The sequence below is a fragment of the Veillonella magna genome, from assembly GCF_959600285.1.
Lineage (GTDB): Bacteria > Bacillota > Negativicutes > Veillonellales > Veillonellaceae > Veillonella_A > Veillonella_A magna.
The window spans coordinates 1-24,012 of record NZ_CAUGKU010000015.1 but is presented as its reverse complement, the minus strand read 5'-3'; the positions used below and the strand labels follow the sequence as shown (position 1 = coordinate 24,012).

The window sequence follows — 24,012 nt, the reverse complement described above, 5'->3', positions numbered from 1 at the left end:
ATAAATAGTAAGTATAAATAATACGCGGGGAGTATTAGTGGTAGGTAATGGGTGATAAATAATGGATAGTGTGTAATTTATAAATGTGATGAAGTGAAGATATGTGTGGCGTTATTTTACGATAACTGATACGCCATCGGGGATGACGGTAACGGAGCCGTCGGTTACGCCGCGCTTAGCAAGGATGGCATCGGCCATGGCCATGGCATCTTCAATGTTGTCGGTGTAATGCATGTGCATGTCTTCAATCATCTGTTGCGGTGCCTTCGTTACCATGATAACATCGTGCTTTAACAAAATGCGCAGCAAAATTTGCGACTCCCATTGATCGAATACGGTTTCGTTACGCTTGCGAGCGAGGATGGTGTTCATCGTGTCCTGCAGATTGGTGGAGTCTTTAAGGATGCGATAAAAATCTTCGCCGCCGTGACCGTCTTCGCAGGCAGATACCATGACGATAACGCCGCCTTCTTTACAGCTGGCTTCGGCAGCGGTCATGCCCTTGACGGTTTGATAAATATTTTGATCCAGTGGATAGCCGCCGTTAGTGCTGACCACGATATTGGCCGGTACGGGAGCAACACCGGCTAATTTCATTTCAAAGGCAGTACCGGCTTCATGTGCTTTTTCGCGATCGCCGGCAAAGGCAGCGATTACTTTTTTATCCGCGTCGATAACTACGTTGCAAATGAAAGCCAGCTTGGCTGCTTTGGCTGCGTAGAGCATGTCGCGATGAATCGGATTGTTTTCCAAATTACCGGTACGCGCGTAAGGACTGTTGATAAATTCCGCGCAATGGTTAGCCAGGACGGTTACCTTGCTGGCAATGCCCGGCAAAATCGACTTACGCCCGCCGGAGAAACCGGCGAAAAAGTGCGGTTCGATAAAGCCTTCGGCAATGAGTAAATCGGCTTCCACTGCGGCGCGGTTAATCAGGCATTCCCCGCCGGACGGTAAGGTACCGATGCTGATCATATCTTCATCGTTGCGACTGACGTGCATAATAAATTTTTCGTTAGTAGCAATCGCTTCGCCGTACTTAGCCACTAACTCCTCTTGCGTAGTGGGACGATGCATACCGGTGGCAACGAGAATGGAAATGTCGATGTCCGGATTGCCGGTGCGCAATTCGCGAAGAAGCTGCGGCATAATGACATGACTCGGTACCGGTCTGGTGTGATCGCTGGAGATGATGACACAGCGTTTCTTGCCTTTAGCGAGTTCGGATAATTTCGGAGAACCGATAGGATTGGCCAACGCGTCGGCCACCAGTTCGTCTTCACTTTTCGTTGCTTTATATTCGTGTGCGCGAGAAAGCAGTACACCGGCCAGGCGTTCGTCCGGTACTGTTAGCGTGCAATGCTCTTTGCCATATGGGAGAGAGAAAGTTTTCATAATAATTACCTCGTTACCTAATAGCCTATGAATTGTATTGTCATAGCCGAATGTATTGTGACTTGTCGTAGCTTGGCACACTATGACTTGTCACCGTCGGATATATTGAGACCTAATGTGACTTTGTTATACGTATAAGGGTACAGCCTGTCGACATCGTTAGTATACGCTTGTTACGGTTTAAAAGTAAATATTATATATACTAAAAGATATGAAAAGAGTGAACAAATTAATTAATCAATATAAAACACCCTACCAAGGCACTTTCGTTAGGGAGAAAAGTGCACGTTAGTAGGGCGTTCATATACGTATGCTAACGGTCAACCATCATGACAGTTAGTAACTATTGTAATAAGGGGAAGTGCGATTAGCGTTCGGTTTGCGGCAACGGTTTTTTCAGTACTGCTAACAAAAGACAGGTCACAACGGAACCGATGGCGATTGCCACGAGATACATCAGCGGATTGCCGATGGTGGGCACTACAAAAATGCCGCCGTGCGGTGCACGCAAGGTGCAACTAAACGCCATGGATAAAGCGCCGGCTACGGCAGAACCAACAATGCAGGAAGGGATGACGCGAATCGGATCGGCGGCGGCAAAAGGAATCGCGCCTTCGGTGATGAAGGACAGCCCCATTACATAGTTGGTAATACCGGATTTGCGTTGCGCCGGGGTGAAGCGATTGCCGAAGAAGGTCGTGCAAAGAGCGATGGCCAAAGGCGGTACCATACCACCGGCCATGACGGACGCCATAATGCCGTATTCGCCGGTAGCGAGGAAGCCGGTGCCGAGAACATAGGCGGCTTTGTTTACGGGACCACCCATGTCAACGGCCATCATGCCGCCAAAGATAATGCCCAACATGATGCGGCTGGTAGAATCCATGTGTTTTAACGTATCCATGAGCCAGTTGTTAAGGGCACTTACCGGTGGGTTGATAACGAAGGTAATGGCAATTCCCATGAGGAGAACGCCCAATACCGGATAAAGAAGAACCGGCTTGATGCCTTCCAGCGATTGCGGCAGGGCATCGAAGAGACGACGCAAGCCGATGATGAGGTAGCCTGCCACAAAGCCGGCGATAAGGGCACCGAGAAAACCGGATCCACCGGCATTGGCTAAGTAACCGCCGACAAAGCCGACAGCCAGACCGGGACGATCGGCAATACTCATTGCGATGAAACCGGCCAGCACAGGCAGCATGAAGCTAAAGGAGGCACCGCCCACTTTCATGAAGAACGCAGCCAGCGGCGTTCCGGAACCGAACTTGCTCGGGTCCGCCGGATTAAAGGTATCGAATAAAAAGGCTAAGGCGATGAGAATCCCTCCGCCGATAACAAAGGGAAGCATGTGCGATACGCCGTTCATCAAATGCTTGTAAATTTGACGGCCTATACTGTCTTCGGCGGAAAGCAAGGTATCGTCATCGGTGGTGCTGTCTTGCTTGGAACCACCGTACACGGCTGCTTTGCCGGAGGTCGCTTCTTCCAGCAGACGACGTGCTTCGTTAATGCCTGCGGCTACGCGTACCTGAATGAGGGGTTTCCCTTTAAAGCGATCCATGGGTACATTTTTGTCAGCAGCCACGATGATGCATTCCGTATGGGCAATGTCTTCGGCCGTAAGGGGATCCTTCACTCCGCCGGATCCGTTCTTTTCTACTTTGATGGAAATGCCCATGTCTTTGGCAGTGCGTTCCAAGCTTTCCGCAGCCATGAATGTATGGGCAATACCGGTAGGACAAGCGGTTACGGCTAAGATGCGATAGTGCTTGTCAGCGTCCGATGACGGAGACGATTGCGATGACGAGAACGGAGTTGTTTGCGATGACGAGGACGGAGCCGTTTGTGATGACGGGGAGGTAGCCGTAGCATCAGCAGTACCGGCATCACCGGCGACAGCATCTGCGGACTCATCGGCATCATTGGTAGCATCGCTAGCGGCTTCCTCCGTCGCAGCTGCCGCGTTGGCTGCGGCCGGTTGAAAGCGATCGTCTTCTTTGGCATCGATGAGAGCCAGAAAATCGTAAACGGATTTGGCGCGAATCAAGGCTTCGCGAAAATCGGGATCGATGACCATCATGGCCAAGCGGCTTAACAATTCGATGTGCGCATCGGCTTCGCCTTCCGGTGCGGCAATCATGAAGAACAATCGTGCCGGTTTGCCGTCGATGCTGTCGAAGTCAATGCCTTCCGGAATGACCATGGCAGCCAGTCCGGCGGTGGCAACACCTTTACTTTTGGCGTGCGGCGTAGCAATGCCGTCGCCGAGACCGGTAGAGCCAGCTTCTTCACGGGCTAACACATCGGCGAGGTACACGTCTTTATCGCTTAAACAACCGGAGGCTTCCATGAGATCGGCTAACATGTGAATGGCTTCTGTTTTGTTGGTGGCAGGTCCGTTGAGCAGTACGGACTGCGGTACTAATAAATCAGTAATACGCATGGGGGAATCCTTTCTGTCAATGAGTTTCTGTAAAATCGTTCAACGCGTATGAGGTTATACAGAAATTTTAAAAGGTATCGAGTTACAAGGCTACGGTGCTGATTTCTATTTGTGTCAGCAAGCGGCAGACCGCATCTTTCGGTGCTAACCAATCGTCAAAGGCGGAGGCGGATCCGGCGGCTACGGCTAAACGAAAGGCAGACTCGATGTCGCCGTCGTTACGAAGGCCTGCAAGGAAACCGGCCACCATGGAATCACCGGCGCCGACGGAGTTGCGTACAATACCATGCGGTGCGCTAGCCGTGTAGGCTCGACCGTCGTCGGTCAGTAGCAGGGCACCGTCACCGGCGCGGGAAATCAATACATGACGGGCACCGCGTTGTTGTAATTCTTTGGCACCGTCCAGGAGATGGGCGATATCCGGAAGCGGCCGATCCAATAGCTCCTCCAATTCATGATGATTCGGTTTGACCAACAACGGTCGATGAGGTAACGTTTCGTTTAACAAGGAACCGGTAGCATCGACGATGCACCGAACGCCGCGCGGTGTCAGGCGAGATAAAATATCGCTGTACAATGTGACGGGCAAACCGGCAGGAATGCTGCCGGACACGACCAGGTAATCATCGGCGGTCAAGGTATCCAGCTGCGCAAACAAGCGGTCTACATCGGTTGTGTTTAAGCGCGGACCGGCGCCGTTGATTTCAAACTCAGCGTCGCTTTTTACTTTTACATTGATGCGGGATAGGCCATCTTCTACGCGAATGAAGTCTTCGGTACAACCCCATTGGCGGAGCTGACGCATGATTTCATCACCGGTAAAGCCGGCCACAAAACCAAGGGCCGTCACCGGCACGTCGAAGTGACTGAGCATGACAGCGACATTAATGCCTTTGCCGCCGGCGATTAAATTAGCATCGGCCGTGCGATTCACCGCCGTCGGCGAAAAGTCATGGACTTTCATTATATAATCCAACGAAGGATTGCAGGTCAGGGTGTAAATCATGGGTCTACTTCCTCTACTACAGTATATTTTCGGTACACGCGGTTCACGAGGTGCGTAGTAATAATTGACGCACCGGACACGGATGAAAAGGTAATGGGTGTTACTTTTTCGAACTTGGACGGATCGGCCAACACATAGGCGTGACGACAACGGGCCAGCGCTTTTTGCTTAACTGCTGCTTCGGCCGGTTCCGGTGTGGTGAACCCACTGCCGATGCTGATGCCGTTGGTGCCGAAAAATCCTTTGGTAAAGTTGTACTTCTCCAGCTGCTCTAATGCCGTGTCCCCGACGACGGCACCGGTGTTGCTTTTTACGTGACCGCCTAACAGAATCACATTGTATTGACGTGCTGCCAAGAAGGTGGCATGAGCGATGCCGTTGGTAACAAAGGTGGTTATCTTACTTTTTAAATGATGGAGTAACACCTCGGTAGTAGAACCGGCATCGATGTATACGAAATCATCGTCCGTAATATAGTTGGCCGCCAATTCGGCGATGGCATGCTTTTCTTTGGTAAATAATAATGCCTTGGCGGACATATCCGGTTCGGTCGTGTTGAAATCGGTACTGATGCTGGCTGCACCGCCATGAACTTTTTGAACTAAGCCGCACTTGTGAAGATAATTCAAGTCGCGGCGGATGGTAGCCGGTGATGAATTGAATAAGTCTACCAACTCCTGCACCGTTACCGTTGATTTTGTTCGTAACCGTTCAACAATTAATCTGTGTCGTTCTTCGGATAACACATAACCACTCCTTTTCTGAAACAAGAGGGAACCACCGCAGGGGATTACTATATGAATTGACATATAGCATTAATTCATAGTTAACACATAAAGTTAATACGATAGTTAACATATGGAGTTAATAGATAGTATGCGAACATATTCCTAGCGGTGATTGAATTTGATGGAATTACTTCTTCGAGATACGCGTGATGCAGTAGGAAATCGATGGCAAGCACATGGCTTGCAACTGTAATTTCTATACGCGTTGATACGATATCTGCGGAAGCAATTCATTATCTTGATTGTACGAAGTAGCGACTATGAAAGTCAATAAAAATATGAAAAAATAATCAATAATGTGCAAAAGTAATCGCATAAGATACAATCCCCTTACATGGGCTTCGCAAGTCAGGTCAGACGAATGAGGAGAGAGTACATGAGAGGCTTCCATATTTCAGAGGTCAGGTCTTGTGAATGAGGAGATAGTAAATGAGAGGCTTCCATATTTCAGCGGTCAGGTTTTACGAATGACACGCTTGCAATATAGAAGCCTCTCATTTTGTTAGGGACAGGAGAGAAAATTTGAGTTTAAGCGTAAGAGCGGGATTGTATAACCATAGAATGTAATTGAGAATGAGCCGTGCAAAATTCATGATGATCGGATGTGGATGATAAGGCGCGGCAGCGGTGGAATGTATTCGGTAGGCAAGGTGACAAGGGAGAGAGCGAGGAGAGTCATCGGTTAAAATCCTAGTTGTTTACTATATTTTCGAGATAGGGAGATATTGTTACCATTATAAACCATTATAAATAAACAAAGTTGACAATGAGGACGCAGTGTGCTTTAATAGCAGTAAGGTAATTGAGAATTTAAAGGTATAGGTACGCATCCGAGACGTGGATGGTATAGGTATTCATCCGAGGTGTGGATGATAAGGAGGTATAGGTTATGCAGGTAAAACAGGCGGCGGCTTTGGACGGTCGCAGTCAACAGCGATTGTCGGTGTACGCCATGATCGTGTGTGCTCTTTTCGTGGCGCTTATCGCCGTAGGTGCATTCATTCGTGTGCCCGTGCCGGTATGTCCGTTTACATTACAATTTTTATTTACTGCCATGGCCGGTTTGCTATTGGGCAAACGCCTGGGCGCATTGGCTGTGGGCGTGTATGTTGTGTTGGGATTGATGGGGGTGCCTATCTTTACGGAAGGTGGCGGACCCGGTTATATCTTTCAACCTACCTTTGGCTATTTGTTAGGTTTTATCGGTGGCGCCTATGTTAGCGGACGCATGACGGAAGGGGACGGGCGACCTACCTTCGGACGACTGCTCATAGCAACGTTGGCAAACTTGGCTGTCGTGTATGCGTTGGGCATGGCGTATTTGTATGTGGTGTGCAATTTTTATTTAGGCAAAGCCGTATCCTTTGAATATGTTGTGTGGTACTGCTTCGTGTTGGCTGTGCCGGGAGATATTTTCCTATCCGTTGTGGCAGCGATGCTGGGTAAGCGGGTCATTCCGGCCATTCGTCATCGCGGGTAGTAACAAGCCGAAGAAGATACAGCGAATAGAAACGGTATAAAAAACAGAAAAGGTATAAAGAATAAAAAAGGTATATAGGATAGAGAACGGAAAAGATACATAAGATAAAGATACATAAGATAGAGAAGACATATCCAAAGGATAGAAGGAATATATCTAATGATATAGTACATATGGCTTTTGAAAATCGGCATATATAATAACATTAAATATAGTCTGGTTACAGTGTATATGTACGGGAATTTGAAACATGCATTTGCCCTGTACAGAGAAAAGAGGTTATGTGACATGAGTAAGGGATTATTTATTACCGGCACCGGTACGGACATCGGCAAAACCTATGTGACGGCGTTACTGGTGAAACGTCTTCATGATGCCGGATATAACGTAGGCTATTACAAGGCAGCCATCAGTGGTGCGGACAGTGTGGATGAAAGTGACGCAGGCTTTGTCAATGCAACGGCGAACCTGGGACAGTCCGATGAAGAACTGTTGTCGTATTTGTATAAGACAGCGGTGTCGCCGCATTTGGCAGCTAAGCTGGAAGGCAATCCCGTAGAAAAGGAAACGGTTATCAAAGGCTATCAACGGGTAGCGGCTACCCGCGATTTTGTTACGCTGGAAGGCAGCGGCGGTATCGTGTGTCCGATTCGCTACGACGAAGTAGGTCATTACTTTTTAACGGATATTATTCATTGGCTCCACCTGCCGACGCTGATTGTAGCCGACGCCGGTTTGGGCACGATCAATACGGTGGTGCTTACGGTGGAATATTTGAAAGCGCGCCACATTCCGGTGAAGGGAATTATTTTAAATCATTACACCGGCGGCACTATGCAGGAAGACAATGTGTATATGATCGAAGAGTTAACCGGTTGCAAGGTGCTGGCAAAGGTAGCTCCGGGGGATACGGAGCTTGCGGCGGATCCGGCCATGTTAGCTGGCTTGTACGAATAAAACGAATTTACAATGTTGGTATGCGATCGTGTAAGGAACACGGCTATGGCATATACCTATTAGGTTGAGGTGATAGAGATATGAAAGAGAATTGGGTAGATACGGATTTACAATACATATGGCATCCTTGTTCGCAAATGAAAGATTACGAAACATTAAAGCCTATTGTCATCGAACGGGGCGAGGGCTCTATGTTGTATGATGTGGATGGCAAGGAATATATCGACATCATCAGCTCGTGGTGGTGTAATTTGCTTGGCCATTGCAATCCGCGGATTAATGAAGCCATCAAAAAACAGTTGGACACCTTGGAACATGTTATCTTTGCCAATCTCAGTCATAAGCCGGCGATTACCTTGGCACAGCGTTTGAGTAAATTGGTACCTAAGGGGCTGGCTAAATTTCATTTCAACGATAACGGATCCGGTGCGGTGGAAGCGGCACTGAAGATGGCCTTTCAGTATCAATACCAGACGGGGCATCCGGAACGGCAAAAGTTTATGTGTTTATCCGAAGGGTATCACGGGGAAACCATCGGCGCCCTGTCGGTAGGCAGTATGGATTTGTTTGCCAAAATTTATAAGCCCATGCTCATGGAAACGGTACATACGGCGGCGCCGGATTGTTACCGCTGCCCTTACGGTCAGCAGCGCGACACCTGCCGGTGCGAATGCTTTGAGAAAGCAGAAGAAGATTTTGCTAAGCATGGTCATGAACTGGCGGCAGTCATCGTGGAACCGTTGGTACAAGGCTGCGCCGGTATGCGCATGTATCCGCCATTGTATTTGGAAAAATTGCGCAAGCTTTGCGATGCGTACGGAGTACTTCTCATTGCCGACGAAATTGCTACTGGCTTCGGTCGTACGGGAAAAATGTTTGCCTTCGATCACACATCGGTCAGCCCGGACATCATGACGGTATCGAAAGCATTGACCGGCGGGTATATGCCTATGAGTATTACCATCGTAACGCAAGACATTTACGATGCGTTCTATGCAGATTACGGTGAGTACAAAGCGTTCATGCACAGCCACACCTATGCGGGGAACCCGATGGGATGTGCGGCAGCATTGGCCGTGCTCGATATTATGGAAGAAGATCATGTGCTGGATACGGCGGCCGAAAGGGCAACGTATCTTCATGAACAACTAAACGCGGCGCTGGGCAATCATCCGCATGTCGGTGAAATTCGTCACATCGGTTTGATCAATGCTATTGAATTGGTAAAGGATAGAGAAACCAAGGAAGCCTTTGACAGTAAACAGCGAACGGGCTATCAGATTTATAAAGCCGCCCTCGATCGGGGATTGCTCCTTCGACCGCTGGGAGATGTGCTGTATTTCAATCCGGCATTGACTATTGATAAAGAAACGTTGGATACAGCGATAGCTAAAACAGTAGAGGCTATTGGTGCCGTCATCGGTTAATTGTTCCGAGAGTCCGGCAGTACCGCTAGGTGGGTAGGTCTTACGAATACCCACTGCGCAGTACTGCCGGACTCTCTTGCTATAACCGTTGAGCGTCAAATAGGGGGAAGGGAAACGAATGCTCTCTGCGTAGCTATGATACCCTCTTTCGCTGTATTAAAATCACCGAGGACGGCAAATAGCTGAGGGGAGAGACGAATACCCACTGCGCAGTAATGCCGGATTCTCTTGTTATAACCGGTGGCGGGTATTAGCAAATGGGGAAAAGAGAAGAGGGAGATTCCTATCTCGACAGTCAGATTTGGCGAATGACATGTCTGCGATAGAAACCTCCCCTTTTCTTTTCATTGGTGCTACAATAAGCATAAATAGATAGTTTCTACTTTTAGAAAAAGTGAAACAATATATGAGTGTCAGTATTATGTGTGAACGGTAAGAGGAAAGTTTATGGTAAGGAGAGATGACCATGAAATGTAAATGTCTAGGAAGGTATGCAACATGGGTATGTCGTGCGGTGTTGGCAGGCAGTTTGTTGATGGCACCGATGGTGACTGAAAATTTTGTGGCAGCGTCTAATGCATCGACAAGTGTGACAACTACAGATGAAGCGGATGCGATCTTAAAAGAAGCGAAAGCCATCGTAGCACAGCCGGAAACATTTTATACATTATATGTAGGTATGCCACATTCTGATTTTCGAACAAATTTTTCTAACTTACCCGGTTGGAAAGTAGGGTATTATGATAATTATAAGGAGTCGTGGGCAACAACAAAAACCGCAAGATGGAATTATGAACGAATGCACCCAATGGGGAATAAATTTACAAAGCAAATAGTTTATATTGATCAACTCTATAATGGACCAGTGTACCAAGTTTCAAATACCTTTATTACTACGGATAAAGTAACAGCGGCTAAGATATATAGAGAAATGTATACAGTGCTCAAGAATCGATACCCTATGTTTGAAACAGCTATACCGTATCGTATGACAACCAATCATCATTACACACCTGTTTTAAAAGTCAGTCCTGGCGTCTATATACAGCTATTGTTTTATAAGAGTTTACGCCCTACAAAGGGACCTGCTGAATATGAGGTATATTATATGATTGAAGGTGGCCATGCCCATCATGTGTATTGATTTTATTTGTAATACAAGCATACAAAGGAAAGTAACTGACGCAAGCTGCATCTATCCTCTTTGGAAGAAAAGAACAACACATCAACATAAGAAACGCTCTTCGCTAGACCGAGCTTTCGATGTTGATGTGTTGTTCTTCTTTTGTATGTCATTCGCAAGACCTGACTACCGAGGCATGGACCCCCCTCTTGTTACTTTATATGTTCTTCTTTTTCTTTTCATGCTATAATAAAGCACATCATAAGCGGTTTTCCGCTGATTTAGAATGCATGATGTGGTGCTTATAACAAATAGAGTGAATCGACACCGGATTAGATTAACTGATACCGGGCGAGATTAACTGACACCGGATTAGAGTGAATCGACATTGCGTTAGCGCTAACCAATACCGGATCAAGGGTAACCGGCGCCGTGAATAGCATGTATCGGCACGGGAATAGAACCGGTGGAGACCCGAAATCCAATGGGCACTCGGGGGAGCGTTAACCGGTACGGTCGATGACGATGTTAATCGGTAGTGTCGATGACGACGATAAAAGTGAGAGAGCTGCACAGCAGCAAGGAGGCAATATGAAATATACAAAGATGCATGGATTAGGCAACGATTTTATTTTCTTTACGGATCCGAACGGCGCGGATACGGATTATGCGGAATTGGCTAAGCGCCTGTGCCATCGCCAGACGGGCATTGGCGGTGACGGCATTATCGTAGTGGTGCCGTCTAACGTGGCGGATACGCGGATGCGCATTATCAACGCCGATGGCAGTGAAGCGGAAATGTGTGGTAACGGCATTCGTTGCTTTGCGAAATATGTGTATGAACGGGGCATTGTGACAAAAGAAAAGTTTACCATTGAAACGTTGGCCGGTATCATGGAGCCGACGCTGACGGTGGAAGACGGCAAGGTGACTTTGGTTACGGTAAACATGGGCAAGCCTTCCTTTAACGCAGCGGACATTCCCATGGACATTAAGGCGGACAAGGTGCTCAACTATGATGTGGAGGTAGACGGCGTGACATATAAAGTAAGCTCCGTGCTCATGGGCGTACCGCATACGGAAGTGTTCGTAGACGATGTGACGAAAGTGCCGCTGACTACGTTGGGACCGAAGCTAGAACGTCATCCGCTGTTTCCGCGGGGAACGAATGTAAACTTTGTGGAAGTGGTAGACGACAGCCATATTAAGGTGCGCACTTGGGAACGAGGCGCCGGAGCTACGCTGGCGTGTGGTACCGGTTGCTGCGCTTCTGCGGTAATGGCGCACGAAAACGGATTGACCGGTCGTGAAGTGGATGTGGCCGTGTATCTCGGCACCTTGCACATCAGCTACAGCGAAGACGGCACCGTATTTATGACGGGACCTGCAGCGGAAGTATTCGAAACGGAATTGGCATAACATAGGCAGTACGAGCGTATCGGACGTGGCACAACATGTCGGCACGAGTGTGTCGGGATTGCATTAGGCATTAGGCAGGCACTCGTCGGAACCGGCATAACGCAGCGATACGCACGTATGGGATGAGGAAATTACTAGGGAGATATGTATGAAACTACAAGGGATTTCAGGAGCCCGCGGCATCGGTGCCGGCACGGTATATGTATATACGCAGGAAGAGATTTGCATTGATCGCACTCCCATTGAGGAAGCGGCGGTAGCGGGGGAATTACACAAACTGGACGACGCCATGCAGGCCACCATCGACCAGCTGACAGAGGTAAAAGCTAAGGCAGCGGCCACGATGGGTGATGCGGAGGCGGCTATCTTCGAAGCACACATTATGATTGCGCAGGACCCGTCGCTGTTGACATCGATTCGGCAGGCGGTGGAAAGCGAACACAAATCCGCAGCGGAAGCTACGGAAGGCGTAATTGAAAGCTTTGCGGCCATGTTCTCTGCTATGGACGATCCGTACATGCGTGAACGCGGTGCCGATATTCGTGACATCGGCGATCGTTTGCTTCGCAATCTATTGGGCATGACACCGCGCGGCTTGGCACATTTGTCGGGACAGATTATTTTAGTAGCCGATGATTTGACTCCGTCCGATACAGCGTCCTTGGATGCTACCGTAGTGCAGGGCATTGTAACGGCCAGCGGCGGGCCTACCAGTCATGCCGCCATCATGGCGCGCACCTTGGCGATTCCCGCAGTTATGGGCGTTGGCGACAGCAGCACACTTCGCACCGGCGAGCAGGCGGTTGTTAACGGCACGGACGGCATTGTGCTGACGGAGCTTAGCGATGATGAATTTGCGCGGTACCAAGAAGAAGGCGCACGGTATCGCCGGGTACTGCAAACGATGAAAGAATCGGCGAACCTACCGGCGAAGACGAAGGACGGTCATGACGTGCTTCTCTTCGGCAATATCGGCAAAGCTGATGATGCGGCTAAGGCGCGGGAGCTGGGTGCCGAAGGGATTGGTTTGTTCCGAACGGAATTTTTATATATGGAACGCGACGAATTACCGGATGAAGAGGTGCAGTACGAAGCCTATAAGGCGTGTGCCGAAGCGATGGACGGACGCCCCGTCATCATTCGCACCATGGACATCGGCGGCGACAAAGAATTGAAATGCTTGGCCTTGCCAAAGGAAATGAATCCCTTCCTCGGGTATCGGGCCATCCGCATTTGCCTGTCCGAACCGGACATGTTCAAGACGCAGCTGAAAGCATTGCTTCGCGCCGGTGTGCATGGTCAGGTGCACATTATGTATCCTATGATTTCTTCGCTGGATGAAGTGCGCCGTGCCAATGCGCTGTTGCAGGAAGCAAAGGACGAGCTTGCGGCGGCAGGGGTTGCTTTCAACAAGGACACTCCGGTAGGCATTATGGTGGAAACACCGGCAGCGGCGATGATTGCTGACATCTTGGCCAAGGAAGTTGATTTCTTCAGCATCGGCACCAATGATTTATGCCAATACACCTTGGCAGTGGATCGCATGAACGAGCGCATCGGGCAGCTGTATGAACCGCTTCACCCGGCAGTGCTGCGGCTCATTAAACAAGTTATCGACGCATCGCACAAGGAAGGTAAGCTTACGGGCATGTGCGGAGAAATGGCCGGTGATCCGATGGCGACGATGATTTTATTGGGATTGGGTCTGGATGAATTCAGCATGAGCGCCACGGCCATTCCCATGATTAAGGCGGTGCTTCGGTCGGTGACCGTAGACGAGTGTCGCCACATGGCGGCGAAGGCATTGACCTTGGGAAGTGCCAAGGAAATTGCGGCGTACGTAACGCGCATAATGACCGAAAAAGGCATTGAACTGTAAATTGGTCATTACGTAAGCGATACTTGTTTGGTATAATAGATAGAGAAAAATGTATGACTCCGTCATACAACAGCAAGTAATGCGCACGGCAATAGAGGCTGTGCCGATGTGGATAGCGACGCTAGTGGGTAATAGCGTCGGGGAGCAGGAAGAGGAAGGTGTGCACAATGATTCAAGAACATGTAACCATTACGAACGAATCGGGACTACATGCCCGTCCGGCGACGCTGTTTACGCGGCTGGCCGCAAAATTTCAGTCGAAAATTACCTTGGCTAACGGTGCCAAACAGGCCGATGCCAAATCGATTTTGACCGTGTTAACCTTGGGCGCCACGAAGGGAACGGAACTGGTGGTCACCGTTGACGGTGCGGATGAAGCCGAAGCCATGGCGGCGGTTAAAGAATTTTTGACAACGCATAAAGATTAATACAAATAAACAAGCTCATACCTTATTCGAAGCCAGAGCTAGCGCATGGCGTTCTTCATAAGGTATGAGCTTGTTTTAGTTAAGGCAAGACGAGGGAAGGAAGGAATATAAAAATAGCCGCCGTATTCTGTAATAAAGAGTCATGCGTTAGCCGAAGACCTTTAGTGCAGAATACGGCGGCGTATTCTTTTATTTCTTTAAACCTACATCTTCATAGAATGCGCTGTCCGCTTCTCTGGAGGTAATCATCCCTTGCGCGGCCATCAGTGTGAGGACGGTGCGCTGCCGTTCCTTGGCGGCGGTAAAGTTTTCTTTCGGATTATAATAGGACGGTGCCTGCGGCAGACCGGCCAGCATCGCTGCCTGTGCTAAAGAAAGTTTGTCCGGCGTGGTGCCGAAGTAACCGGCGGCAGCTGCTTCCAGTCCGTAATAATTATTACCGTAATAAATGGAATTAAGATACATGGTGAGAATTTGATCCTTCGTGTAATAATATTCCATCAAATACGCCAGCAACACTTCCTCTATCTTGCGCGACATAATGCGCTTGGAAGACAGAAAGAGATTTTTGACGAGTTGCTGCGTAATGGTGCTGCCTCCTTCCACGGTGTGACCGGCGACCATGTTGATATAAAATGCGCGGGAAATGCCAAAAATGTCGATGGCACCGTGATCGTAAAAGCGTTTATCCTCCGTTGCTACTAAGGCCTCTTTCATAATGGGGGCGATTTCATCGGCTTTTACGCGGCGGTCCGCCGGGACGCGAGCATTCAAGGCTGTGCGCACGGCCTCTTTGAACGCAAAGAGACGGCGAATACGCGCGGTTCTGGTCAAGCTGTCTTCCGAAGTTTCAATATGTTGTTCCAATCGTGTCTGTGGGGTACGCTGCGCAGTCTTGTCCGTTTCCGGTTCATAACCGGCAAACCAATACAGGCCGGCGGCCAAGGCGGCAAGTACCACTAAAATTTTCAGTAATAGTTTCATGCATCTATCATACCACAGGGAGACAAACTAGGATATAGCAATTACCTCTCTCGAGCAGGAAAGAACTTGATACACGGAAGAAATTAATGGGAAAGAAATGAATACGCGGAAGAAATTGATCTGCGAAAGAAATTATGCGGTAGGCAAGAGATGCTAGCGTATTTGGCAGAAGACAGGTCGGAGAAATATTGGGAACCAATCCCGTACAGGTAAGAAAAGTCAGAGTATCGGCAGAAGGTAACACCGGGACACCAACCTATGCGATATTTGCAACGTGAAAGATAGTGTCTTGTCATTTGTGGACTGACCCAGTACAATAAAACTATAGAAAAATATAGATATGTGAGTGTCACAATACGACGAAGAACGTATCGTCTATGCGTGAATATATAGGAGGAGTTTTTATGGCAGCAGGTAAAATCGTAAGTGTATCGTATTGGCCGGCTCCGTTGGCATATTTTGAGGACCTACCGAAATCGAAGGCTACGTATAAAGAGCTTACTGCCGCTATGAAGGAAGCTGCCATACATATTAGGGACAGCCATCCGCAAACCATCGTTATCCTAAGTCGGTATCGCTACACCTTGCGCGATGCTATCGGGTACAGTCCGCAGCCGCGATTGCGCGGTGCCTTGCAGCCATCCGGCGGAGTGCCGATTACCTTGGGCATGGAAACGGACGATTTTTTTAATCATGTCATGCTGCGCTTGGGAGAACGCATGGGCATTCCGTTGGTCAGCATTTTGGATCATATGCCGACGATTTCCACGGATGATTACTTCCTTCATCATACGGCAACGATTCCTCTCCATTTCTTAGGTGAAGAAGGTCTGGGCAACAAGCAAATCGTGCGCCTTACCATGGGGCGGCTCAGCTATGAAGAATTATACACCTTCGGTCGTTTGATGCAGATGGCGGCGCAGCAATCGGGACGGCGCGTTGCCGTAGTAGGCAGTGCCAATTTATTGCCGGCACGCTTGGTCAATCAAGAGGATGTAAGCGTAGATAAAAATATTGCCCTTATGAATGCGTTGGCCGATTGTCGTCCGCAGGCATTGCATGAGCTGGGCTATCCCGTCGAGGATGAATATGCATTCAGAACTGCCGCCTTTGTCTTGGGCGCGGTAAGCGGTCTCAAGGCAGCGGTACAAACGCATCATTACAGCACTATATCGGGACAGAGTTACGGTCTTGTACAATATGCGATTCCGTAGTGCGCCGTACACAGCATACAGGTATTGAAAAAAATACCTGTATTTTTTTGCAAAAAAGCTTGCATTATTATACAACGCTGTGTATAATAAACTACGAAATAAGAAATCACCATCCCCTAGCGAACACGGGATGACAGACAGTAGAGAAAAGATAAGCAGAGGTGTTACACATGAGTAAGGTAAACAAAGGTGAAGTCAATAAAGTCGTATTAGCGTATTCCGGCGGATTGGACACATCCGTTATTATTCCTTGGTTGAAAGAAAACTATGGCTGCGAAGTCGTGGCCGTATGCTGCAACTTGGGACAGCCGGAAGACTATGCAGCGGTGGAAAAGAAAGCTATCGCTTCCGGTGCGGTGAAGGCGTACATCGTTGATTGCCGCGAAGAATTCGTCAGCGATTACATTTGGCCCACCGTAAAAGCCGGTGCCGTATACGAAGGAAAATATTTATTGGGCACCTCCTTTGCTCGTCCGCTCATTGCTAAAAAATTAGTGGAAATCGCTAAGGCCGAAGGAGCCGATGCGATTGCCCACGGTGCTACCGGTAAAGGCAATGACCAGGTACGTTTCGAATTATCCATCAAAGCCTTGTCGCCGAATACAAAGATCATTGCGCCATGGCGTGAATGGGAACTGAAATCCCGTGAAGATTGCATGGCCTATGCGGCTAAGCACAATATTCCCGTAGTGGCGACTAAAAAGCATCCGTACAGCATGGACCAGAACGTATGGCACTTATCCCATGAAGGCGGCGATTTGGAAGATCCGGCAAACGCACCGAAAAGCGATGTATACTTGGTAAGCAAATCTCCGGAAGAAGCGCCGGACGTACCAACGACGGTAGAGATTACGTTCACCGAAGGGGTGCCGACAGCAGTGAACGGCAAGACCGGTACGCCGCTGGAATTGCTTAACACCTTAAATGAAATCGGTGCCGCCAACGGTATCGGCATCGTAGATATTGTAGAAAATCGGTTGGTAGGCATGAAGTCCCGTGGGGTATATGAAAATCCGGGCGGAGCCATCATCATGTATGCCCATCGTGAAATGGAATACCTGTGCCTCGACAGAGCCACCTTCCACTATAAAGAATTGGTGGCTAACAAATACGCGGAACTCGTGTACGACGGCATGTGGTTTGCACCTCTTATGACAGCCTTGCAGGCGTTCGTGGATGCCACGCAGAAAACGGTGACCGGCACGGTAACCTTGAAGCTCTATAAAGGCAACATCATCAGCGCCGGAGCAACGTCGCCGTATTCCTTGTACAATCAGGAATTCGTTACCTTCGAAGAAGACGATGTATACGATCAGGCCGATGCGGAAGGGTTCATCAACCTCTTCGGCTTGCCGCTGACGATCAATGCGTTGATGAAAGAAAAGGCAGGTTTATAATGGCAAAATTATGGGGTGGCCGGTTTACGAAGGGCACCGATAAAGCGGTGGAGGACTTTACGTCCTCCATTGGCTTTGATGCGCGGATGTACGCGGAGGACATTGCCGGCAGTAAGGCACATGCCAAGATGCTGGCCAAGCAGGGCATTATTTCCGAAGCGGATGCAAAGGCTATCGTAGACGGGCTGACAGAAATAGAACAGGCTATCGAAGCCGGTACGTTTGAGTTTTCCGTAGCTCTCGAAGACATTCATATGAATATTGAAAAGCGTCTTACCGATGCTATCGGCGAAGCCGGCGGACGCCTTCATACCGGACGGAGCCGTAACGATCAATGCGCCGTGGATCTTCACATGTATGTGCGCAAGGCCGTGGTGCATATCGGTGAACTGATTACGGATTTGCGCAAAGCCATTTTGGAAGTGGCCGAAGCGAACAAGGATGTTATTATGCCGGGGTATACGCATTTGCAGCGGGCACAGCCGGTGCTTTTCAGCCATCACCTGATGGCGTACTTTTCCATGTTGGGTCGCGATGCGAAACGGTTGGCGCTGATTTACGATTACGCGGACACCATGCCGCTTGGCGCGGGAGCGTTGGCAGGGACGACGTATCCCATCGATCAAAGCTATACGCAGGAGCTGTTGCACTTCGGAAAGATATACGAAAATAGCATGGATGCCGTCAGCGATCGCGATTATGTGTTGGAGTTTCTTCATCTGGCGTCCATGGTTATGATGCACCTTAGCCGGTTAAGCGAAGAATTAATTCTTTGGTCCAGTACGGAATTTGGCTTCATCGAATTGGACGATGCCCATTGTACGGGGTCGAGCATTATGCCGCAGAAGAAAAATCCTGACGTGTGTGAATTGGTGCGCGGTAAGACCGGTCGGATTTACGGTCACCTGTTGGGACTGTTGACGACGATGAAAGGCTTGCCTCTTACCTATAACAAGGATATGCAGGAGGATAAGGAAGGCATCTTTGATGCGGAGGATACCCTTCACTTTGCCTTGTCCATTAACGCCGCTATGCTGCGGGCGATGAAAGTAAACGGTGCGCGGATGTGGGCTGTGCTGCAAGATGATTTTTCCAATGCCACCGACATGGCAGATTATTTGGCGAAGAAAGGCGTGCCCTTCCGTGAAGCTCATGCCATTGTAGGTGCGGCGGTGCAGCATTGCATTGAAAAGGGCTGTGTGCTGGCAGACTTATCGGTAGAGGATTTCAAAGCGATTTCACCTATCTTTGAAGACGATATTTTGGAAGCCATTACCATCGAAGCCTGTGTGGCGGGGCGCAGCAATTATAGCGGCACCGCACCGGCGAATGTGATGCGGCAGATCGAAAACGGGAAGAAAGCAGTACGTGCCGAGGAAGCGCAGCTTGCTTCCTGGGCGAGAGAGATACAATTATAAATAGAATGGTTTTGTGAAGAGTCGCATAGTTTGCTAGGAAGTCAGGTCTGACGAATTCCTTCTACGCAAACTATGCGGCTCTTCTTGCATTCTATGATACTTGTAATTCTCGGTAGGGAGCAATGCTGGAAGGGGGGAGGGTCTGACGAATTCCTCTCCCTCTCCCAACATAAAAATAGTAGTGTAATAAAAATAGACAAGTGAAAAAGAGAGCGGTTACCGTGCGGAGAAAGAATTCGCCGGCCCGCTCTTCCTACATAAACAATACAGGCATTGGCAAAGTAGTAGAAGAGAACAATGAAATCGCCCCTGTGCGAAGAGGGAATTCCTCTCCCTCTCCCAACATAAAAATAGTAGTAGTGTAATAAAAATAGACAAGTGAAAAAGAGAGCGGTTACCGTGCGCAGAAGGAATTCGCAAGACCTGACTTCCAGCACGGTAACCGCTCTCTTTTCTTTTACCCATATTTTATTAACCATACTACTATTTTTTATGTTATAATTTCTATAGAAGTTTTGCGTATACTCCATATGTTTTTCGATTATACGCAAGACGATAAGTAGGAATAAGAGTGATCATACTACAATCGATCACTCACTAGAATGGAGAGAGTATGACTCTAGTAGGAGTTTGGATCAATGGGCTGGCCATTGTGGCGGCCGGGGTATTGGGTAGTCGTTGTAAGCGCGGCTTGCCGGAGCGAATCAAAGAACGACTGATGGCGGCGTTAGCGCTGTGCTTGTTATATATTGGCATTGGCGGCATCAATGCGGATATGAATTTAATGGTGCTTACGATTTCCGTCACTGCCGGGGCGCTTATCGGCGAATGGCTGGAGATTGAGTATCGCATGGGCGAAGCCTGTCGCTGGTTGCAGCGAATGGGTCGCCGTTTATTCGGCCAACAAGAGACCGGCGACGATACGGACGGGTTCGTGGTGAGCACGCTTATCGTTTGCGCCGGAGCCATGTCGATTGTCGGCGGCATTGAAAGCGGTACACAAGGCACGTACACGACATACTTGGTGAAATCCTGTATGGACTTTGTGGTTATTTTTATGTTGGCCTCTACGAAGGGAAGCAGCTGCGCCTTAGCGGGGATTTCCGTATTTGTCTATCAGCTGCTCATTACCGTATCGGCCGGTTATATTGCGCAGATTGTAACGCCGGCCATCATTACTGAAATGGCAGAAATCGGAGCGCTGCTTATTCTGGCGATTGCCATGAACCTGTTACATATTACAAAGCTCAGCGTGGGCAATTTAATCGTGGCTCCGTACATTCCCATCGTGCTGTACTTGCTGCATATGTGGCAGTCATAGCAGAGGGGACGCTGCAAGAGAATACGAATTCAAGAATATATGAATTCTAAAGAGTACGAATAAGAGAAATAAGAGGAGGCATGGCTATGAATTACGAGAAGTTATATGTTGACGGTGCTTGGGTGGACGCGCACGGCACGGGACGCATTGACGTAGAAAACCCGGCGACCATGCAAGTCATCGCCAAGGTACCGGCCGGTGACAGTGAAGATGTGGCACGCGCGGCGGAAGCAGCCAAGCGGGCCTTTCCGTTGTGGGCAGCCACGCCGATGGAAGAACGCATTCGCTATATGAAGGACATGCTGGTACAGTTCGAAGGCTTGCGAGATACCTTTGTGGATACCATCGTCAGCGAATTGGGATCGCCGGTGACATTTACCGAATCCGTACAGGTGGACTACCAATATACCAGAACTCGGTCCTTCATCGAATTGGCAGAGACCTTACCGCTGGTAGAGAAATTGCCGAACTCTACGGTGTATCGCGATCCGGTGGGCGTGGTAGCGTGCATTACCCCGTGGAATTATCCGTTGGGACAGATTGTGCAGAAGGTAATGCCGGCCATTTTGACGGGCAACACGGTGGTGTTAAAACCGAGTCAGCACACACCGCTGACGGCGTATTGGCTGGTGGAAGCGTTCCATCGCGCCGGGTTCCCGAACGGTGTGATCAACATGGTCACCGGTCGCGGTGGCGAAGTGGGCAATGCTATGTGCGACGATCCGCACATTGATATGGTATCCTTCACGGGATCCACCGCAGCGGGGCGCACCGTTTCGCAACGGGCCTTGGGCGGCTTGAAACGCATCAGTATGGAACTGGGCGGTAAATCACCGTGCGTGATTTTACCCGGTGCCGATTATGAAGCAGCCATCCGCGCGTGCTTTAACACGATTTTCTTTAATGCCGGACAAACCTGTACGGCGCAGTCGCGCCTGTTGATTCCTCGCCAGTCCAAGGCGGCGTTGGAAGCGTTGATGCTGGAAATCATCGGCGAATACACCGTGGGCGATCCGACGAATCGCAGCTCTGTCATCGGCACGGTAGCATCCAAGCAGCAGTTTACGACGATTTCCGAATATATTGCCAAGGGCAAGGAAGAAGGGGCGGTGCTCCTTTACGGTGACGAACCGGTGGCACCGGACTGCGGCTATTATGTGGATCCCGTCATTTTCACCAATGTAACGAACGACATGACCATAGCCCGCGAAGAAATCTTCGGGCCTGTACTGTGCGTCATCCCTTACGATTCCGTGGAAGAGGCGGTGCGCATTGCCAATGATACGCCGTACGGACTCAGCGGTGCCGTGTGGGGCATGAAAGACGAAGCCATTGCGGTGGGCTCGTCACATTCGCACGGGCAATGTATTTATCAATGACGGACCGCGCGATGTGGAAGCGCCTTTCGGCGGATTTAAATCCAGTGGTATCGGCCGTGAAGGCGGACGGGACGGATTGCTGGAATTTACGGAACCACAGGCCCTGTTCGATAACGGACATTAATAGAGTCCGGTACATGGGTACCTATTCGTAAGGCGTAACCGGCGTCGATCGGTACGCTACCGGTGAAGGATACCATGTAGCTGACGGGTAAGCTATCGGCGAAGGGTAACGTGTAGCGTCCGTGAAGCAAACCGTGTAACCGTTGTTACATAGATAAATTTTATAGGGGATATATGCAATAATTTTCATTGTCAATATCCCCTTTTGTCATATAAAATATATGGTGAAGTCATAGTAACGACTGTCTAACGGGAGGTAGTGTTGGGGCAGCCAGGTGAGAAAGGATGTGACAAGTATGCGTGAATACCGTTGTGATACGGAACGAATTAAACGAATGTACAAGGATATCGCGGTGGCCGTAAGCGAAGCGATTCAGTACAAAGATATTAATGTATATGACAAGATTCAGCTTGTCGTGATTGATGATGTAGTAACGGATTGGTACGGGCCGGATGCGTTTACCGGCAAGCGACCGGTGCCGCCGGCAGACAGCTTGGCGCGAGAATTTTACGAAGCGCGTTACGAATATGAAAAGCGTTTCTTTGAAGAGTCCAGCACATCGCATGCCGTGTCCTTAGCGTTGTTAAAGGGAACGGTAGAGGCGACGGAGCAGGATATGTTGGCCCATGTGCTGACGGATTCGGAAGCAGCGCGGCTGTGGGGCGTAGGTCTTACGGCGGTCATTCGCGCGTGCCAATCGGGCAAGGGCGATGAGCATAGCTTCCGCCCGACGGAATGCCGCGACAGCATGGGTACGTGGCTCGTCACGGAAGCGGCGATGAATCGCGTGTTCGGTAAACGGCGCTCCGTGTATGATGGTGAACGACCGTACCTGACGGACATGGCCGTGGAAGAAGCGGGCGCATTGCTTCGCCGGTTGTCGCCGGACGAATACATGCCGCTCTTAAAAAAGGCGTGCGACGATTTGGAAAACGGCAAGGAAAAACAGCTCGTCGACGATCTGGCGGCGCTGGGTGCCATCACCGGGGTGGCGTTACAAACGGTAACGTACTTGCGGGATAATTTTGAAGCGAACAGTAAATTATTCTGGGACTTCCTGGAAGTATTGGTAACCGCCGATGAAACGCGGCGTGCCGAAGGCGCTATGTGGGACGGCGTTTCCTTACAGCTGTTGCGCGTGGCTCCGACGGTGACGACACCGACGACGGATAACGAATTACTGGACGCGTACGACGAAGCCGTTCTTGATGAACATGGCTTCCGGGCAGAAGTGAAAGAACGCCAAGGACAACACTACGATGACGGTAAGGTGGATGAAGAAGGACTTACCGACGATATCAGCTACGAAGAATTGATGTCGAAGGTCGTAGACAGTGACTTGAGTGATTTAATCAAAAAATAATTTTAATAAGGGGAAAGGCATGTATAGGGCACTAGGAAGCCTGCTGACGCAAAGGCGTTCTACGTGCCCTATACAGGCCTTTCATCTATCAACAATTTTTGATTACATCATACAAGGAGGGGGGGAGGGAAGGCATGGGGTTCTCCATAGACCACACCATCCTCTTTTATTTTTTGATATATGTGAGAAGAGAGAGTGCTGACGCAAAGGAGTTCTTATCCCCTACGGGCCGTGATTCTTCCCCTTTCCCCGCGAAATCTATCGTTGTTGATTGCTAATCTTATATAAGATAAGAGACTGCCCATAGGTTGAGCAATGTCATTCGAGAGACCTGACTTGCAAAGCCTATGGGCAGTCGCTTTTTGTTTAGAGGCAAGCAGCGGCGATAGGTTGAGCAACGTCATTCGAAAGACCTGACTTGCAAAGCCTATGGGCAGTCGCTTTTTGTTTAGAGGCAAGCAGCG

At 49.4% G+C, this 24,012-nt stretch carries 19 protein-coding genes; 14 read left to right on the top strand and 5 right to left on the bottom strand.

All coding sequences use genetic code 11. The features are described from left to right. Positions 1–111: 111 nt before the first annotated feature. The 4 genes from larA to Q5873_RS08535 form a co-directional block, all read right to left on the bottom strand. Positions 112–1,395, bottom strand: a complete 1,284-nt coding sequence (larA, locus tag Q5873_RS08550) for a nickel-dependent lactate racemase (RefSeq protein WP_303060446.1) — start codon at positions 1,393–1,395, stop codon at positions 112–114. Positions 1,396–1,762: 367 nt separating this feature from the next. Further along, entirely contained in the window at positions 1,763–3,841 is a 2,079-nt protein-coding gene (locus Q5873_RS08545) for a PTS fructose transporter subunit IIABC (RefSeq protein WP_303060445.1), read from the bottom strand. Positions 3,842–3,923: 82 nt separating this feature from the next. Beyond that, on the bottom strand, positions 3,924–4,847 hold the full coding sequence (gene pfkB / locus Q5873_RS08540; RefSeq protein ID WP_303060444.1) for a 1-phosphofructokinase: 924 nt from the start codon (positions 4,845–4,847) through the stop codon (positions 3,924–3,926). Next, a complete protein-coding gene (locus tag Q5873_RS08535) occupies positions 4,844–5,656 on the bottom strand; it encodes a DeoR/GlpR family DNA-binding transcription regulator (protein WP_303060443.1) in 813 nt (270 codons plus the stop codon). Before Q5873_RS08535 ends, pfkB begins: the two co-directional genes overlap by 4 nt. 868 nt (positions 5,657–6,524) lie before the next feature. On the opposite strand from Q5873_RS08535, the gene Q5873_RS08530 reads away from it, so the two are divergent. The 7 genes from Q5873_RS08530 to Q5873_RS08500 all read left to right on the top strand — a co-directional run bounded on the left by Q5873_RS08530 (position 6,525) and on the right by Q5873_RS08500 (position 14,348). Beyond that, a complete protein-coding gene (locus Q5873_RS08530) occupies positions 6,525–7,115 on the top strand; it encodes a biotin transporter BioY (RefSeq protein WP_423838752.1) in 591 nt (196 codons plus the stop codon). Positions 7,116–7,403: 288 nt separating this feature from the next. Then, positions 7,404–8,072 (top strand): dethiobiotin synthase, encoded by a 669-nt coding sequence (bioD, locus tag Q5873_RS08525; RefSeq protein ID WP_303060442.1) that lies wholly within the window; start codon positions 7,404–7,406, stop codon positions 8,070–8,072. Between the two features lie 80 nt (positions 8,073–8,152). Further along, entirely contained in the window at positions 8,153–9,499 is a 1,347-nt protein-coding gene (bioA, locus tag Q5873_RS08520; protein ID WP_303060441.1) for an adenosylmethionine--8-amino-7-oxononanoate transaminase, read from the top strand. A 466-nt stretch (positions 9,500–9,965) separates the two neighbouring features. Further along, a complete protein-coding gene (locus Q5873_RS08515; RefSeq protein ID WP_303060440.1) occupies positions 9,966–10,643 on the top strand; it encodes a hypothetical protein in 678 nt (225 codons plus the stop codon). Positions 10,644–11,213: 570 nt separating this feature from the next. Then, positions 11,214–12,041 (top strand): diaminopimelate epimerase, encoded by an 828-nt coding sequence (gene dapF / locus Q5873_RS08510; RefSeq protein WP_303060439.1) that lies wholly within the window; start codon positions 11,214–11,216, stop codon positions 12,039–12,041. 148 nt (positions 12,042–12,189) lie between these two features. Next, entirely contained in the window at positions 12,190–13,920 is a 1,731-nt protein-coding gene (ptsP, locus tag Q5873_RS08505) for a phosphoenolpyruvate--protein phosphotransferase (protein WP_303060438.1), read from the top strand. Positions 13,921–14,087: 167 nt separating this feature from the next. After that, positions 14,088–14,348, top strand: coding sequence for an HPr family phosphocarrier protein (locus Q5873_RS08500; protein WP_303060437.1), 261 nt, complete (start codon positions 14,088–14,090; stop codon positions 14,346–14,348). 189 nt (positions 14,349–14,537) lie between these two features. On the opposite strand, the gene Q5873_RS08495 is transcribed toward Q5873_RS08500, so the two are convergent. Further along, entirely contained in the window at positions 14,538–15,332 is a 795-nt protein-coding gene (locus tag Q5873_RS08495) for a transglycosylase domain-containing protein (protein WP_303060436.1), read from the bottom strand. 404 nt (positions 15,333–15,736) lie between these two features. Between Q5873_RS08495 and Q5873_RS08490 the strand changes: the two genes are divergently transcribed. The 7 genes from Q5873_RS08490 to Q5873_RS08460 all read left to right on the top strand — a co-directional run bounded on the left by Q5873_RS08490 (position 15,737) and on the right by Q5873_RS08460 (position 23,548). After that, positions 15,737–16,546 carry a class III extradiol ring-cleavage dioxygenase family protein gene (locus tag Q5873_RS08490; protein WP_303060435.1) on the top strand — a complete coding sequence of 270 codons (810 nt, stop codon included), beginning with the start codon at positions 15,737–15,739 and terminating at the stop codon, positions 16,544–16,546. 170 nt (positions 16,547–16,716) lie between these two features. Further along, positions 16,717–17,943 carry an argininosuccinate synthase gene (locus Q5873_RS08485; protein ID WP_028254810.1) on the top strand — a complete coding sequence of 409 codons (1,227 nt, stop codon included), beginning with the start codon at positions 16,717–16,719 and terminating at the stop codon, positions 17,941–17,943. Further along, the gene (gene argH / locus Q5873_RS08480; protein WP_303060434.1) at positions 17,943–19,361 is read left to right on the top strand and encodes an argininosuccinate lyase; all 1,419 of its coding nucleotides are present in this window, start codon (positions 17,943–17,945) and stop codon (positions 19,359–19,361) included. Before Q5873_RS08485 ends, argH begins: the two co-directional genes overlap by 1 nt. 613 nt (positions 19,362–19,974) lie before the next feature. Continuing rightward, positions 19,975–20,682, top strand: a complete 708-nt coding sequence (locus Q5873_RS08475; RefSeq protein WP_276788263.1) for a DUF554 domain-containing protein — start codon at positions 19,975–19,977, stop codon at positions 20,680–20,682. 86 nt (positions 20,683–20,768) lie between these two features. Next, positions 20,769–22,061 (top strand): aldehyde dehydrogenase family protein, encoded by a 1,293-nt coding sequence (locus Q5873_RS08470; RefSeq protein ID WP_303060433.1) that lies wholly within the window; start codon positions 20,769–20,771, stop codon positions 22,059–22,061. Beyond that, a complete protein-coding gene (locus Q5873_RS08465; RefSeq protein WP_303060432.1) occupies positions 22,015–22,185 on the top strand; it encodes an aldehyde dehydrogenase family protein in 171 nt (56 codons plus the stop codon). Before Q5873_RS08470 ends, Q5873_RS08465 begins: the two co-directional genes overlap by 47 nt. A 295-nt stretch (positions 22,186–22,480) precedes the next feature. Then, on the top strand, positions 22,481–23,548 hold the full coding sequence (locus Q5873_RS08460) for a helix-turn-helix domain-containing protein (RefSeq protein ID WP_303060431.1): 1,068 nt from the start codon (positions 22,481–22,483) through the stop codon (positions 23,546–23,548). Positions 23,549–24,012: the final 464 nt, after the last annotated feature.